At 61.1% G+C, this 15,267-nt stretch carries 14 protein-coding genes; 5 read left to right on the top strand and 9 right to left on the bottom strand.

Annotated elements, in window-relative coordinates; genetic code table 11:
* The first annotated feature begins 13 nt into the window (after positions 1–13).
* On the top strand, positions 14–760 hold the full coding sequence (tpiA, locus tag EK369_RS03890) for a triose-phosphate isomerase (RefSeq protein ID WP_127112343.1): 747 nt from the start codon (positions 14–16) through the stop codon (positions 758–760).
* 76 nt (positions 761–836) lie between these two features.
* Here tpiA and EK369_RS03895 read toward each other — a convergent pair whose 3' ends face one another.
* From EK369_RS03895 to EK369_RS03910, 4 genes are all read right to left on the bottom strand, one after another.
* Positions 837–1,193 (bottom strand): DUF6713 family protein, encoded by a 357-nt coding sequence (locus EK369_RS03895; protein ID WP_127112344.1) that lies wholly within the window; start codon positions 1,191–1,193, stop codon positions 837–839.
* A gap of 185 nt (positions 1,194–1,378) precedes the next feature.
* On the bottom strand, positions 1,379–2,752 hold the full coding sequence (locus EK369_RS03900; RefSeq protein ID WP_127112345.1) for a TRAP transporter large permease: 1,374 nt from the start codon (positions 2,750–2,752) through the stop codon (positions 1,379–1,381).
* Positions 2,752–3,417, bottom strand: a complete 666-nt coding sequence (locus tag EK369_RS03905) for a TRAP transporter small permease (protein WP_127112346.1) — start codon at positions 3,415–3,417, stop codon at positions 2,752–2,754. Before EK369_RS03905 ends, EK369_RS03900 begins: the two co-directional genes overlap by 1 nt.
* A gap of 144 nt (positions 3,418–3,561) precedes the next feature.
* Positions 3,562–4,566 carry a DctP family TRAP transporter solute-binding subunit gene (locus tag EK369_RS03910; RefSeq protein ID WP_127112347.1) on the bottom strand — a complete coding sequence of 335 codons (1,005 nt, stop codon included), beginning with the start codon at positions 4,564–4,566 and terminating at the stop codon, positions 3,562–3,564.
* Positions 4,567–4,949: 383 nt separating this feature from the next.
* Between EK369_RS03910 and EK369_RS03915 the strand changes: the two genes are divergently transcribed.
* A complete protein-coding gene (locus EK369_RS03915) occupies positions 4,950–6,158 on the top strand; it encodes an endonuclease/exonuclease/phosphatase family protein (protein ID WP_127112348.1) in 1,209 nt (402 codons plus the stop codon).
* A gap of 196 nt (positions 6,159–6,354) precedes the next feature.
* Positions 6,355–6,681: a hypothetical protein gene (locus EK369_RS03920; protein ID WP_127112349.1), complete on the top strand. Its 327-nt coding sequence runs from the start codon at positions 6,355–6,357 to the stop codon at positions 6,679–6,681.
* 123 nt (positions 6,682–6,804) lie between these two features.
* Here EK369_RS03920 and EK369_RS03925 read toward each other — a convergent pair whose 3' ends face one another.
* On the bottom strand, positions 6,805–8,034 hold the full coding sequence (locus EK369_RS03925) for a sigma-54-dependent transcriptional regulator (protein ID WP_127112350.1): 1,230 nt from the start codon (positions 8,032–8,034) through the stop codon (positions 6,805–6,807).
* On the bottom strand, positions 8,031–9,797 hold the full coding sequence (locus tag EK369_RS03930) for a sensor histidine kinase (RefSeq protein ID WP_127112351.1): 1,767 nt from the start codon (positions 9,795–9,797) through the stop codon (positions 8,031–8,033). Before EK369_RS03930 ends, EK369_RS03925 begins: the two co-directional genes overlap by 4 nt.
* Before the next feature lie 60 nt (positions 9,798–9,857).
* On the opposite strand from EK369_RS03930, the gene EK369_RS03935 reads away from it, so the two are divergent.
* Together EK369_RS03935 and EK369_RS03940 are read left to right on the top strand one after the other, a co-directional pair.
* Positions 9,858–11,039, top strand: coding sequence for a cytochrome P450 (locus EK369_RS03935; protein ID WP_127112352.1), 1,182 nt, complete (start codon positions 9,858–9,860; stop codon positions 11,037–11,039).
* Between the two features lie 182 nt (positions 11,040–11,221).
* A complete protein-coding gene (locus EK369_RS03940; RefSeq protein ID WP_127112353.1) occupies positions 11,222–12,265 on the top strand; it encodes a zinc-binding dehydrogenase in 1,044 nt (347 codons plus the stop codon).
* 17 nt (positions 12,266–12,282) lie between these two features.
* On the opposite strand, the gene EK369_RS03945 is transcribed toward EK369_RS03940, so the two are convergent.
* The 3 genes from EK369_RS03945 to EK369_RS03955 form a co-directional block, all read right to left on the bottom strand.
* Positions 12,283–13,434: a M24 family metallopeptidase gene (locus EK369_RS03945; RefSeq protein ID WP_127112354.1), complete on the bottom strand. Its 1,152-nt coding sequence runs from the start codon at positions 13,432–13,434 to the stop codon at positions 12,283–12,285.
* Complete coding sequence (locus EK369_RS03950; protein WP_127112355.1) at positions 13,434–14,579, bottom strand: amidohydrolase; 1,146 nt, start codon at positions 14,577–14,579, stop codon at positions 13,434–13,436. Before EK369_RS03950 ends, EK369_RS03945 begins: the two co-directional genes overlap by 1 nt.
* 196 nt (positions 14,580–14,775) lie before the next feature.
* Complete coding sequence (locus EK369_RS03955; protein WP_127112356.1) at positions 14,776–15,252, bottom strand: Lrp/AsnC family transcriptional regulator; 477 nt, start codon at positions 15,250–15,252, stop codon at positions 14,776–14,778.
* Positions 15,253–15,267 lie beyond the last annotated feature (15 nt).

A 15,267-nucleotide genomic window follows, 5' to 3' on the forward strand; every position in this document is an offset into this window, starting at 1 on the left:
TAAGGGACGGCACATGCGACGCAAGCTGGCAGCAGGCAATTGGAAGATGAACGGCACGTCGGGCGCTCTGGACGAACTGCGCACCATTGCCGCGACCGAGACCACCCAGACCGACCTGCTGATCTGCCCTCCTGCAACGCTGATCTCGCGCGCCGCTAACGCCGCCTCGGGCACCGCGCTCGCCATCGGTGGCCAGGATTGCCACGCCAACACCTCCGGCGCACATACCGGCGACACCGCCGCACCCATGCTGGCAGACGCAGGCGCCACTCATGTCATCACCGGCCATTCCGAGCGCCGCACAGACCATGGCGAATCCGACGCCGACATCGCTGCCAAAACCTCTGCCGCATGGGCGGCTGGCCTCACCGCGGTTGTTTGCCTAGGCGAAAGCCTGGAACAACGCGAAGCGGGCGAGACCATCGACGTCATCGGCGCACAGCTTGCAGGCTCTCTGCCCGACGGCGCGACCGGCGAGAACACCGTCATCGCCTATGAACCCATCTGGGCTATCGGCACCGGCCTGATCCCTTCGATGGAGCAGATCGAAGAGGTCCACAACTTCCTACGCGGCGCCCTGATTGGCCGCTTTGGGGACGATATCGGCGATGCGATCCGTCTACTCTATGGCGGTTCGGTCAAACCCGACAACGCCACCGAGATCTTCGCCGTCCCCAACGTCGACGGCGCTCTGGTGGGCGGTGCGAGCCTGAAAGCCGCGGATTTCGGCGCGATCATCTCGGCACTGGATGCGGCCTGACCTTCATCTTGCCCAAAATACTCCGGGGTGAATGGGCGCCCAAGGGGCGTCCAGAGGGGCAGCGCCCCCAATCTCCCTATCCAAGCGCCGCGATCAGATAGAGCAAGCCAAGCAATCCGGTTAGCAGGATAAGCGCCCAGGACGCGGCAGTGTTGAACTCATTGTCCGGGTGACGCCGGAACAGAACATGCAGGCCAACGTGAACAATGGCAAAGACGGCAATCCCGAGCCGCACACCGTTGGCCGAATTTCCATCCCCACCCCACAAGAGAAGCGCCATCAATGGAATATGCGCCCAGATGAACACCTGCGCGCCTGTGCGATCCGGCAGGAAACTTGTAAGAGGCAATATCCGCCATTCGTGCCGCCGCACCGCGTCCAGCTCATGGGCCAGAAAGCTGCCCACCAGGATGTAGTAGAGAAGTTCAAGCATGTCAGACCTTTCGGGTCGCGTGCCCCTTCAACAAAGACACCTGCCCCCGAAGCTTTATCATTGCCAGACGAACTCTGCGAGGGTGCATGGACCGCGCGCCTTGGGAGGTTGTCCCCCAGAACCAACCCAAACGAAAACGGCCCCAACTTTCGCAGGGGCCGTTTCACGTCATTCTCGAAGAACCGCTAGTTCGTTATGATCTCCGGCCCCATGAAGGTGTTGGGCAGGAAGGTCGAAATCCATGGGATGTAGGTGACCATGATCAGGAAGACGAACAGCACGGCCAGGAACGGCAGGGCGGCACGGACGACGCTCATCATCGGCATGCCTGCCACGCCCGAGGTCACAAAGAGGTTGAGACCCACAGGCGGCGTGATCATTCCGATCTCCATATTGACCACCATGATGATCCCCAGATGGATCGGGTCGATGCCCAGTTCCATGGCAATCGGGAACACCAGCGGCGCGACGATCACCAAGAGGCCCGAGGGCTCCATGAACTGACCGCCGATCAAGAGGATCACGTTCACCACGATCAGGAACATCACCGGCCCAAAGCCCGCCGACAGCATGGCACCTGCGATATGCTGCGGCACCTGCTGCTCGGTCAGAACATGTTTCAGGATCAGCGCGTTGGCGATCACGAACAACAGCGTCACGGTCAGCTTCCCGGCCTCAAACAGCGTGTGTTTGGTGTCGGGGTGGAACATGGCCGTGATCAGCGCATAGGGCTTTTTGAACAGGCTGCTCTTGCCGTTGCCACGGTCCGCGAGTGGCCCCATGTCCTTGTAGATGAAGGAGGCAATCAGGAAGGCATAGACAGCGGCCACCGCAGCGGCTTCGGTCGGGGTGAAGATGCCCCCATAGATCCCGCCCAGAATGATGACGATCAGGAACAGGCCCCAACCGGCCTCGGCCCCGGACTGGGCAATCTCTCCCCAGCCGCGCCATTCGCCCTTGGGCAGGTTCTTGACCTTGGCCATGACGTAGATCGTGACCATCAGCATGAACCCGGCCATGAGGCCCGGAATGACACCGGCCAGGAACATCCGGCCGACCGAGACCTCCACCGCGGCGGCATAGACCACCATGACGATTGACGGCGGGATCAGGATGCCCAGCGTCCCGGCGTTACAGATCACGCCTGCGGCGAACTCCTTGGTATAGCCGACCTGGCGCATCCCGGCGATCACGATAGAGCCGATGGCGACCACGGTCGCAGGTGACGAGCCCGACAGAGCGGCGAACATCATGCAGGCAAAGACGCCCGCAATCGCCAGACCACCCGGCAGGTGACCCACACAGGCGATGGAAAAGCGGATGATCCGCTGTGCCACACCGCCCGTGGTCATGAAGGACGACGCGAGGATGAAGAACGGGATCGCCAGCAGGGTAAAGTGCCCTTCAAAGGCTTCGAACAACGTGCCCGCAACCGAGGCCAGCGTGGCATCCGAGAAGAACAACAGGAACAGGATCGACGACAGACCCAGTGACACGGCAATGGGCACACCGATCAGCAACAGGCCGATCACCATCGCGAATAATAGGACGACTTCCATCAGTCATGCTCCCCTTGCAGTGCTTTCACTTCTTCGATCTCATCCTCGACCTCGTGGCTGGCGACCAGACGGTCGGTGTCGCCGCGATAGATCTGCATGGCAGCCTGACCGAACCGGAATAAAAGCAGGATCATCGACACGGGCAACACGAGATAGGGCACCACCTTGGGCAGTTTCTCGTACTCATCGCCGTAGTTGATGAGGTCTTCGAGGAAGCGGAACAGGCCGATCATCGGCACGTCCTGCACTTCGTAGAAGGATTGCGAGCGGAACTTGTCGGCAAAGCCGGTCGGGAACCAGCGCCCCGTTGTGGGCGGCAGGTCGGCAAAGACCGCCCAGTAGTCATAGGCGCCCTTGACCATAAAGACCGAGAACAACAGACAGCAGGCCACCGCGATCAGCCCCATCGTGCGGGCCACGCCGGCGGGGACCATGTTGATGATGGCATCCACCCCGAGATGGCTGTGTTTCTTCACCGCATAGGACGCGCCCAGCAGAACCAGCCAGCCGAACAGGAACACCGTCAGTTCCAGCGCCCAGAGTATGTTTGAGTTAAAACCGAACCGGGCGATGACATTGGCGAAAGTGATCACTGTCATCAGCCCAAGGAGGATCGCGATCAGCGTCTCCTCGATCCGGTCCACGAAACTATGCTTGTGATGCATGTCCCCACGTCCCCGATTTTTTGGGTTGAGCACTGCCCGCATCGGTCTTGGTGCCGATGTCTGACGCGGTGCGTTTAAAAAGGGGCGGACACTGTGGCCCGCCCATAGTCGGATGCGCCCACACGTGGTGGGCACATCTCGCGATTACATGGACGCGTTGATCGCTTGTGCGGCGTCGATGTTTTCCTGGCCTACGTCATCCGAGAACTTGTCCCAGACCGGGCGCATGGTATCGACCCAGTCTTGACGTTGCTCAGCGGTCAGCTGGCGGATGGTGCCACCTGCGGCCACGATCGAGTCCTTGGCGGCGTTGTTCACGGCGGTCGACTCGGCGTTGCGGGTCGCGGTGACTTCGCCAAGGATGGTCAGGAACTGGTCACGCACGGCCGGATCAAGGCTGTCGAGCCAGTCCACGCTCGTCACAACCAGATAGTCGATGATGCCGTGGTTGGTTTCGGTCACGCCGTCCTGAACTTCAAAGAACTTCTTGCCGTAGATGTTCGACCAGGTGTTTTCCTGACCGTCCACAACACCCTGCTGCAGCGCGCCGTAGACTTCCGAAAAGGCCATTTTCTGGGGCGAACCACCGATGGCTTCCATTTGCGCAACCAGAACGTCCGACGACTGAACGCGGAACTTCAGGCCGTTGGCGTCAGACGGCGAAACCAGCGGCACGTTGGCCGACATCTGCTTCATGCCATTGTGCCAATAGGCCAGACCCTGCAGGCCGCGGCGCTGCATCGAGTCAAGAAGACCCTGACCGGCGTCCGACGCCTGGAAGGCATCCACCGCGTTCACGTCCTTGAACATGAAGGGCAGGTCAAAGATGCGGAATTGCTTGGTGAACTTCTCAAATTTCGACAGCGAAGGTGCGGCCAGCTGAACGTCGCCCTGCAACATGGCCTCAAGAACCTTGTTGTCATTGTAGAGGGTCGAGTTCGGGAAGACCTCCATGCACATGGTGCCGTTCATCTCGTCATTGACGCGCTGCTCGAGCAGCGAGGCAGCGATGCCCTTGGGGTGCTTGTCGGTGTTGGTCACGTGGCTGAACTTGACGACGATCTCGCCTTCGTCACAGCCTGCGAATGCGGCGGTGCCTGCGGTGACGGTCAGGGCCAGTGCGGTGGCAGCTGTTGTCAGATATTTCATTGGGTCTCCTCCCCAGTTTTCTTCCGGTGTTTCATACAGTCTTGCGGTTACACCCCTCGCTCCTCGGGGCATTGACAAAACTGTGAAGCCAAGCAGAAATCCGCTCAAGACTTTGTTTGGCATTCACAAATGGCACGGACATTTCATATTGTTTTCAGAGCATTATAAGAAATCCTCATCAACCCAAACATTCAGTCATAGCAATACTGTGCGATTTCCCGCACAGGCCGAAACCTGCCCTGTGTGGAAACCCGCACAGCCAGAATTCGCGAGACTGCGCACAATCCAGCCAAACGGCCCTTCCAGAACACCCTCTATAGTTGCGTAAAAATGTGATATGATGCCCGTTACTTGCACAATATCTTTGTCCCGGAGCCTTTTTTATGCCCTATTACCCACCGATCAGACGCATGCCAGACACCATGCGCAACCGTACTCTGAACGGCCTCTCGCGCCTGCGCCGCCAATTGGATCAGGAATTACCCTCCCGCACGGTCACAGACACACTGATGCTCGGGACCTGGAATCTGCGCAACTTTGACGACAACCGTTTTGTACATGGCTTCCGCACGCAGGAAGACAATTACTATATCGCCGAGATCATTTCGCGCTTTGACGTGGTGGCCCTGCAGGAGATCTGCGAGGATCTTACCCCGCTTGACCGTGTCATGCGCGTTCTTGGGCGCAACTACAGCTACATTGTCTCTGACGTCACCGAAGGTCCAGGCGGTAACAGGGAGCGCATGGCCTTTATCTATGACACCGACAAGGTCTCATTCCGTGGTGTTGCGGGTGAGTTGGTTCTGCCCGACCGCATGCAGATCATCGACGGCGACGGCGACGACGCAAAACGCCGCCAGTTCTCGCGCACGCCTTTTATGTGTGCCTTTCAAAGTGGCTGGTTCAAGTTCGTCTTTACCACCGTGCATATCTACTTTGGCAGTGATTCCGGCCCAAAGTACAAACGCCGGGTCAAAGAAATCCGCAAAGTCGCCCAGTTTTTGTCCAAGCGCGCCGACCGAGACATCAACCGCAAGGATCTGGGCAGCCACCTGCTGGTTGGAGACTTCAACATCAAGTTTCCAGGCAGTGATGGAGATGAAGCCCTCAAGGAAGAAGGCTTTACCGTCTTCCGCAACCGCAAAGGATCCAACAAGAGCCAGACCCGCTTTTACGATCAGATTTCATTCAAATCAAAACAGGACCGCGTGCAGCTTGCCAACGCCGACAGCCATGGCGTTTTCCAGTTCTTCGACAGCATCTACCGCGAGGATGACTTTGCCGACTACCGCAGCGAGGTCATCAAATCCGTCAGAGCCAAGATTACCCGCCTCAAGTCGGAAAAAGCCGCCGCCGAACGCCGCAAAGCCCGCGCCCGCACCGACAAGACACGCAACAAGGCCGAAGAGGACATTCAGACAGCCGTTGCCAACATCGCAAAATGGACACAGGCGCTTGGCGATGATGCAGAGCTCAAGACTTACTACCTCGACGATTGGCGCACCTTCCGCGCAAGCGATCATCTGCCGCTTTGGGTCGAGCTCAAAATCGACTTCTCGACCGAGTATTTGGAGGGGTTGGCCGAGGCGTAAGCGCAACAGAAAACCCTCAGGCCATGAGCCGGTTCTTGTTCCGCGTGTCATAGAACGTCTTGCGCGGCAGTTTCAGCGCATTGGCGGCAATCATGGCCCAGCCATCTGCCGGACCAACCATATCCCGGTGCTGGTGGCTTGATTTCCGTGCGGTTCATCGCAAAGACTGAGCCAGCTAAATCCAAGGACCCACGCCATGCCCCACGCGGAACTGAAGTACTCTGATAATCTCAAGATCGACGCGGTGGCTCTCTTGAGAGAAATCGAGCAGGTTATCCTGCGCCACGACGCCAGCGCGGGCGAGTGCAAGGGACGTGGATATCCCACGGAGATTTATCACCACACGCACCTGTTGCTGGATATATCGATGCTGACAAAGCCCCACCGCGACGCGGGGTTTACCAAGGCCTTGCTCGCCGATCTGGAAGCAACGCTGCACGCGCATCTTTCGCAGCGTTGCTTTATCTCTTTTGGCATCCACTATTCAGACAAGAACTACGTCACCACCAGCCACCAGCCCTAAGGTTAGGGCGCGATCCGTCGGCGTTTCGGCGTCTTTTGGGATAAGGGACAGGCGCCGCTGATCTGGATGAGAGATGCGACCTCGCCTCTTCCGGCACCCTGTCTTCACAGCCCTGAGGTGTGTCTAGCGAAAATCTTCTGGCCGCAGCCCGTGCTTGCTCAGCTTGTCATAGAACGTCTTGCGCGGCAGTTTCAGCGCCTCGGCAGCGGCTGAGGCGCGCCCCTGGGCGCGGCGCAAGGCTTCGGCAAGCAACGAGCGCTCGACCTGGGCCATCTGGTCCACCAACCCCAGCCCCGTGCTGCCGCCTTCTTCTCCCTCGTGCAGCCCCAGCGCAAAGCGCATGGCCGCGCTCATCAGCGCACGCGCATTGCCCGGCCAGTCCCGCGCCATGAGGTCCGCCACAAGGTCCGGCGTGACCTCGGGCGCTGTCAGGCCTGCCTGTTCGGCGGCTTGGGCGACATAGTGGCGGAACAGGATGGGAATATCCTCGGGACGTTCGGACAACGAAGGGATGCGCACCTGCATGGCGTCCAGGCGATAGAACAGATCCGCGTGCAGCGCGCCCTGTTCCACGGACCTTGCCAGATCGGCGGTACTGCCAAAGATCAGCCGGGGATGGTCGCCCTGCTCCATATGGGTCATCAGGGCAAACTGGGTCTCCATCGGCATGGCCGAAATCTCGTCCAGAAACAGGCTGCCCCCAATCGCGTCCTGACACGCCCGCTCAAGGCGCGCGACATCCATTGCAGCGGCAGAATACTTGCCAAACGGCCCCTTACTGAGAGATGAGCAGAGATGCACCACCTCGGCCACCTTGGATATCCCGGTGCCCGGCGCGCCGGTCACCAGCACTTCGGCCATGGTGCGGGCGACATTGCGCACCCTTGTGCGCAGGCCTTCGGCAAGCTCCGAGGCCCCGAACAACATCCGCGCCGCCGGATCGCCGGTTTCCAACTGCGCCTTGAGGCGGCGGTTTTCCAGCACCAGCGCACGGGTCTGCAAGCCGCGTTCAATGACCCGGACGAGGTCCTTGGGCGCGCAGGGCTTTTCAAGAAAGTCAAAGGCCCCCTGCCCCATGGCCGACACCGCCATCGGGATGTCACCCTCGCCGGTCAACAGGATCACAGGCAGTTCCGCATCGACGTCGCGCGTGTAGCTGAGCAGGTGAAAGCCATCGCGCCCGGGCATGCGGATGTCCGAGACGATCACCCCGTCAAAGCCACGGGTGATGTGGTCCTTGGCCTCGACAAAGCTGCCCGCGGTGATGGCATCAAGATCCGCCAGCTCCAGCGTCTGGCCCAGCGCCTCGCGCACTGCGATGTCGTCATCGACCAAAAGCACCCTGCGTGTCATGCCGCCTGTTCCCCGTCCTGCACCCTGTCTGACCAATAATCGAGTTCCACGGTAAAGACCGCACCACCGTCCGGCCCGTTGGCACCGCGAATCTCGCCGCCAAAGGACTGCACCAGACCGTAAGAGATGGACAGCCCCAGCCCCATGCCCTCGGCGCTGCCAACTTCCTTGGTGGTGAAAAACGGATCAAAGATCTTTTCCGGCTCTTCGATCCCCGGCCCGGTGTCGGCAACCTGAATGCTTACCCGGTCGCTGGCCTCGACCGAGATACGGATCACCCGGGTTCCGCTTTCGACCATGGCGTCGGCAGCATTGGAGATCAGATTGACCAGCACCTGCCCCAGACGCACCTCGCCCCCACGTACCCAGACCGGCTGAGGCGGTGCCTGCCATTCCAGCGTGATCGCGTCGTGGGTGCGCCGTGCCTCGGTCAGCTCCAGCGCGGTTTCCACCACCGCAACGATATCCACCCGCCCCATTGGTTCGCTTTCGTTGCGGGCAAATGCCCGCAGGTTGCGGATGATCCGCGCCATGCGTCTGGCCAATGCCGAAATCCGCGACAGGTTCTCGCCGGCGATCTCGGTCTTGCCGCGCGCCATGAATTGCTCGCCGTTGTCGGCAAACTGCTGAATTGCCATCAGCGGTTGGTTCAATTCGTGACTGATGCCCGCGGACATCTGGCCCAGCGCGCTGAGCTTGCCTGCCTGCACCAGATCGGCCTGCGCCTGTTTCAACGCGGCTTCGGCCTCTTGCCGCTCGGCAATCTCGCGCCGCAGCTGCACGTTGGTCTGCGACAGGGCCTGGGTGCGCATGGCAACACGTTCTTCCAGCACGGCGTTGGCCTCGGCCAGCACCCGCCTGCGTTGGATCGCCTGATAAAAGAACACACCAAAAGCAAAGATCAGCGCCGCCACGACAGCCGCCTGAAGCACGGCGATCCGATTGGCCGGGGCCACGTCCAGCACCACTTCGCCGATCATGGCAATCACCGGCATGGGCTGCACCATATGCATGCCCCGATCCGGAATATAAGGCCCCCAGTCGAGCCGCCACAGCACATGGCCCGCCCGGTCATAGTCATTAAAGGGCGGCGCCGCACCGGTCGGAGGCACCAGACCACTGTCACCCGGCTTGCGTTCCCAGAACAACAACTCGTCCCGGTTGGTGATGAACACCAGCCCGGCTTCGTCCACAAAGAACACCGCAGGCCCGTCGCCCTGCCAGTTGCTTTCCACATAGTCGATGTCGACACTCACGGTCAGAACGCCGCTGACCTGGCCATCCTCGGCAAAGCTGGGCGACGCAAAGAGGAAATGCCTGAGACCTGTTTCCGCGTCCCGGTAGTGATGCACGCCCAGCGCCCCGTTCAGAGCGCGTTCGAAATGCGGCGTGCCCGTGGTGGCCATGTCCTGCCCATCAAAGGCCGAGGCGAGCACCCGGCCATCCGGGGCTGCATAATAGAGGTTCAGTGCCGCTGTCTTGTCCGCCGCACCAACCAGCAGCGCACGGGCCGCGGCCTGATCCCCGCCGTCATTCAATATCGTGAGCGCCGGGTGCGGGGCCAAGAGGACCGCCAGCTCCTGATAGCGTTGCAACTGCGCGGTCAGCCGGTCGGCGGCCAGCGCCAGGTCAGCCTCGCCGCGCTGTGCCAGTTGATCCAGCGCCTGCCCATAGCCAAAGCGCCACACGCTTGCGGGCACCACGGCCAGTAGCACGGCAAACACCGTCAGAATCGCAATACGTTGACGCACCCATGTCTTCATGACGACAAGATTAACGCCTGCCCCCTTGCAAAGGCCAGCCACTTGCCAAAAATGGGCCGTATGAAACGTCTGCGCCAGTCCCCGACCGACCCCGCCTTTGTACAGGACCCTTATGCCTTTTACGAAGAGGCCCGCCAGCATGGGTCCCTTATCTATTGGGAGGATTACGGCATGGTCTGTGCGCTCAGCCACGCCACGGTGTCGATGATCTTCAAGGATCGCCGCTTTGGTCGCGAGGTGCCGCCCGAGATGGCCAAACCGCATCCCGCGCATCTTGACCCCTTTTACCGGATCGAAGCCCACTCCATGCTGGAACTGGAGCCGCCCCGCCACACGCGCCTTCGTGGCCTTGTGCTACGCGCCTTTACCACCCGGCGCATTGCGGCTTTGTCCGAAGGGATTGAGGCACTCTGCCACGAGCTGATCGACGCCTTCCCCGAGGGTGACTTTGACCTGATCGAGGCCATGGCGGCGCCGCTGCCTGTTCGAGTGATCTGCCGCCTGCTGGGTGTGCCCGAAGAGATGGGGCCGCAGTTTCTGGACTGGTCCAACGCCATGGTCGCCATGTACCAGGCGCGCCGCACCCATGAGATCGAACTGGCCGCCGCCAAGGCCGCACAGGAATTCTCGGACTACATCCGCGCCTATGTCGATGAGCGCCGCAATGCACCCGGTAAAGACCTGATCAGCGAGCTGATTGCCGCCGAAGAGGACGGCGAGAAACTTTCGACAGACGAACTCGTCACCACCTGTATCCTGATGCTCAACGCAGGCCACGAGGCCACGGTACATTCCTTTGGCAACGGGGTGAAAACCCTGTTGCAGCAGGACACCCCGCCCAGCGCCTATGCGCCCGAGGCGATTGCGCAGACGGTCGAGGAAATCCTGCGTTTTGACCCACCGCTGCATATGTTCACCCGCTACGCCTATGAACGGATCGAGGTCGGCCCCCATGTCTTTGAACGTGGCGATCAGGTGGCGCTCTTGCTGGCGGCGGCCAACCGCGATCCCGGTGCATGGGAAGACCCTGAACGCTTTAACCCAAACCGCCCGATCAAGACCAACTCCAGCTTTGGCGGCGGGTTGCATTTCTGCGTTGGCGCCCCGCTGGCGCGGCTGGAACTGTCCCTCGCCCTGCCGATCCTGTTTGCGCGCTGCCCAAATCTGCGTCTCACCGAAACGCCCGAATACGCGAACCTCTACCACTTCCACGGGCTGGAACGGCTGATGGTCACGCGCTAGGCCAGCCACGGGAGCCAAGCGGTTTCGAAACCGCTTGCCACCTCTGGCCGCACCGGAGCATCGCCTCCACAGCGCTGAGCTTTCCCTTCTTTCCCAACCCGCGTGGGGTATAGTGGCCCGACGATGGCCCCCAAGCGTCCGCTGCGGGCCCAAGCCCGGACCTTTAACCAAGGAGACCCCAGATGGCACCTGAGATGCTTGGACTGCGCCTGCGACAGGGTGGAAATGCCGACAAGGCGGGCTTTGTCGGCGACCAGATTGAACGCCCCGGCGACTATCTGGAGCTTGGCCCTGTTCCGCGTCCGGTTCCCGGCCCTGGGCAGGTGTTGATCAAGGTACGGCGCGCGGCGGTCAACCCGTCCGACATGGCGTTCATCCAGGGGTTCTATGGTCAGAAACGCGTGCAAGGCAGGCCTGCGGGTTTCGAAGGCGTGGGTCGGGTGGTTGAGGCTGGCCCCGGATTAATGGGGCGCTACCTGCGGGGGCGCGATGTGGGGTTCTACGTCACGCCGGACGGCTCTGGCGCCTGGGCGGAATACGCGCTTACACAGGCGGCGTCAGCGCTCCCTTTGAAAAAGGGGGTTGCGGATCGTGATGCTGCGGGGTTGATCGTCAATCCTGTGACGGCCGCGGCCATGATGGAGCTTGTCAAACCCGGCGACGCCTTTGTCTTTTCCGCAGCGGCAAGCCAGCTGGGCAAGCTGATTGCCAGCCTCGCACGGGATCAGGGCAAGAAGATGATCGCCCTGGTGCGACGACCCGAGCCCGTTGCGGCGCTGAAATCACTCGGGGCCACCCATGTGTTGGACGAAAGCCATCCGGACTTCGCCGACCAGCTTGCGACAACTTTCGCCAAAGAAACCCCGGTGATCTTTCTGGACGCGGTGGCAGGCAGCGCAAGCGCCCGGGTGCATCAGACCATGGGCAACAATGCGCGATGGGTCATCTACGGCAAGCTGGACGTGTCGCCCGCTGAAATCCTCGACCCGAGTGACATGATCTTTCGCAACAAAACGGTAGAAGGATACTGGACCACAGATTGGGCCAGAAAGACATCTTTCCTGCGCAAGCTCCGGGTTTTTGGCGAGGTTCAGAACAGGTTCCGCGACGGACGCTGGACAACTGACCTGTCCGCAGAACTGCCTCTGCAACAGGTGATCGAGCGCCTGCCCCAAGCCCTGGCGCAGCCCGACGGGAAAGTCCAGATCATCATGCCAGAGGGCTAGCCGTCAGACCCGACCTGTCACCCTCGAATAATCACATCCTCCAGCGCCTTGGGGTGCTCGGTCACAGCCTCCCACCCGCCCTCGGTGATGATAAAGCTGTCGCCCACCTGCGCGCGGAAATCCTCGACCGTGACAGATCCGTCCACCGCCAGCACCATGCCCGGTTGCAGAATGGTTGTGTCGCCGGTCACCAGCTGCGGGGTTTCCAGAAAACTGAACCCCGTGGCGCGGCCACAGCGGAACGGGTAATCAAACCCACCGCTCTGAATGACCTCGGCATAGGCCGCATGCACGCTTTCCGCCGTCACACCGGGGCGCAAGGCATCCAGCGCGGCGCGCTGGCTGGCCACGGCCACCTCGTAGACCTCGGCATGGCGCTGACTGGGCGGCTCACTTATCCAGAAGGTCCGGTCAAATCCCAGTTTGAAACGGTGAAAATTGGTCATGCCGCAAAAGCACAAGAACACCGGCTCGCCATGACGCATGATCCGGGTTGAGGCCCGGTGGTGCGTCTTGGTGATCTCAGTGCCCGAGGCCATGATCTGCAGAAAATGCGTGTTGGGCGACATGTCGGCTTCGTCATAATGTGCGGCCAGCAGGTCCGCGGCCTTGCGCGTGCCCCCCTGCGAGGTGGCCAGCGCGACCTCGTATTCCGGCACACCGTCAGCAATGGCAGCCCGCCCCGCCGACATCATCGCCATCGCCACCTGCCCGGCATGGCGCGCCAGTTGCAGCTCTTGCGGTGACTTGATCATGCGCATCTTGGACAGGATCGGCGTCACGCTTGCCACCTGCTGCGACGGCACCAGCGTATCCACATAGGCCCGCACCAAGGGCGGCATGTGGTCCGGCTCGACCCCGACGCTTTGCGCGCCCTTAAGTGCCGCAGGCAATTCCGCGCGCCATTCCGCACCCATCCCGTCATTCCACGCCGCGATGCGATCCACCCGTGCAGAGGCAATGGCCGTGTTGAGATCGAGGTTGGGTGTGATCAAGAGGCTCTCACCCTCGCGGGTCACCACGAGGATCGTGGGGCGGCCAAACTCCATATGCAGATAGTCGTAGTAGCCTGTCAGGTAATAGACATTGTCGTCATCGGTGATCAGCGCGACATCCATCCCCGCCGCCGCCATACGGTCCCGCAGCGTGGCCATCCGGTGTTCGAACATCATCTGTCTCCTTCTTGTGCTGGCAATCTCTGGCGGACCAACTCGGCCCATAACCCCGCCCCAATCGGCAAGAGCGCATCGTTGAAGTCGTAGTCATCCGCATGCAGCGGTTGCCCATGCGCCCCGGTGTCCCCATTGCCCAGCAACAGGAAGCACCCCGGCACCGCGGCGCTGAAATGCGCGAAGTCCTCGGAAAAGCTCATCGGCTGTCGATCCGGGATCGTCTCAAGCCCTGTGGCCCCAGCTGCCGCGACCACGGCGCGGGTCGGCTCGGGCGCATTGATGGTCTCGATGAACTCGGTGTTGTAACTCACCTCCACCGTCACCCCGTGCGCCTCAGCAATGCCGCCTGCGATCTGTCGCATGAAACCTTCGATGGCATTGCGATCTTCGGGGCTGCGGGCGCGCACGTCCCCTTTGAGCGTTGCGGTCCCCGGCAAGACGTTCCTCTGCCCGTCGGTCAGAAACTCGGTCACCGACACCACCGCACCAGCCCCCGGCGCCAGTTTGCGCGAGACAATGGTCTGCAGCGCCTGCACCATTTCGGCGCCGATGGTGATCGCATCCCGCCCGGCCTGCGGCATCGAGGCATGCCCCCCCTGCCCATGAATGGTGATCTCGAACAGGCTTTCAGACGAACAGATCAGCCCGGGCCGGGTCGACACCTGCCCCACTGGCGCACCGGGCAGATTGTGGATGGCATAGACCTCTTCCACCGGGAAACGCTCCAGCACGCCTTCGTCGATCATCGCCTTGGCGCCCAGCCCGTGTTCCTCGTTGGGCTGAAAGATGAACACGACCGTTCCGTCAAATCCGGGGTCCGCCGCCAGCGTCGCTGCGGCACCCAGCAGCATGGTCATATGCCCATCATGGCCACAGGCGTGCATGACGCCGGGGGTCTCTGACGGGTAATCATGCGTGCTGGCCTCGGTGATGGGCAGGGCATCCATGTCCGCGCGCAGACCAATGGCGCGATTACCCGTGCCAGCGCGCAACAGGCCGATCACGCCGGCCCCCTCGTGCACCTCCAACCCCATGTCTCGCAACAGGTCGGCAACCCGTGCCTTGGTGCGCACCTCTTGAAATCCCAGCTCGGGATCGCGGTGAAACGCCTGCCGCAACGCGGTCAGCTGATCTGTGTCCATCGGCACTGGCCCCTCGTCAAGTTACGAGGCCACCTTACCCGCTCTGCGCGGTATCCCTAGTCCAAATGCGACACGCTTGCGGGGCCATTAACGAATGGGCCACGGCCAGAGGCGCGGTGGCAAACACCGACAGGATACCGATGCAATACCGACGTAATACAGACGTGCGTTCTGTCCGGTCTTCAGTCGTTAAGATTTATCCCAACGTCCCCACCAAGGGCAGGTCGGTGGTCGACTTGATCTCTTCCATCGACAAGAGCGCCGTGACGTTGTGCACCCGCACCTCTGATATCAGCGCCTGATAGAATTTGTCGTAGGCGCGGGCATTTGCGACACGCACTTTCAGGATGTAGTCGATGTCGCCCGCCAGCCGGTGCGCCTCTTGCACTTCGGGACGATCCTGCAGGGCTTTCAAGAACTTGGCCTGCCAATCGGCTTCATGTTCGCTGGTGCGGATCAGCACAAAGAAACACGCCTCGAACCCCAGCGCCTCGGCATCCAGCAAAACCGTCTGCCGTTTGATGATGCCACCGTCGCGCATCTTGCGAATGCGATTCCACACTGGTGTCTTGGAAGACCCGACTTTCTTGGCAATTTCGTCCAGAGATTGCGCCGCGTCGCGCTGCAACTCCTCAAGAATTTTCCGGTCCATGTCGTCGATCCGCAACGTCATCCCAATTTCCTTTCC

This window comes from Shimia sediminis (assembly GCF_003990645.1).
GTDB lineage: Bacteria > Pseudomonadota > Alphaproteobacteria > Rhodobacterales > Rhodobacteraceae > Shimia > Shimia sediminis.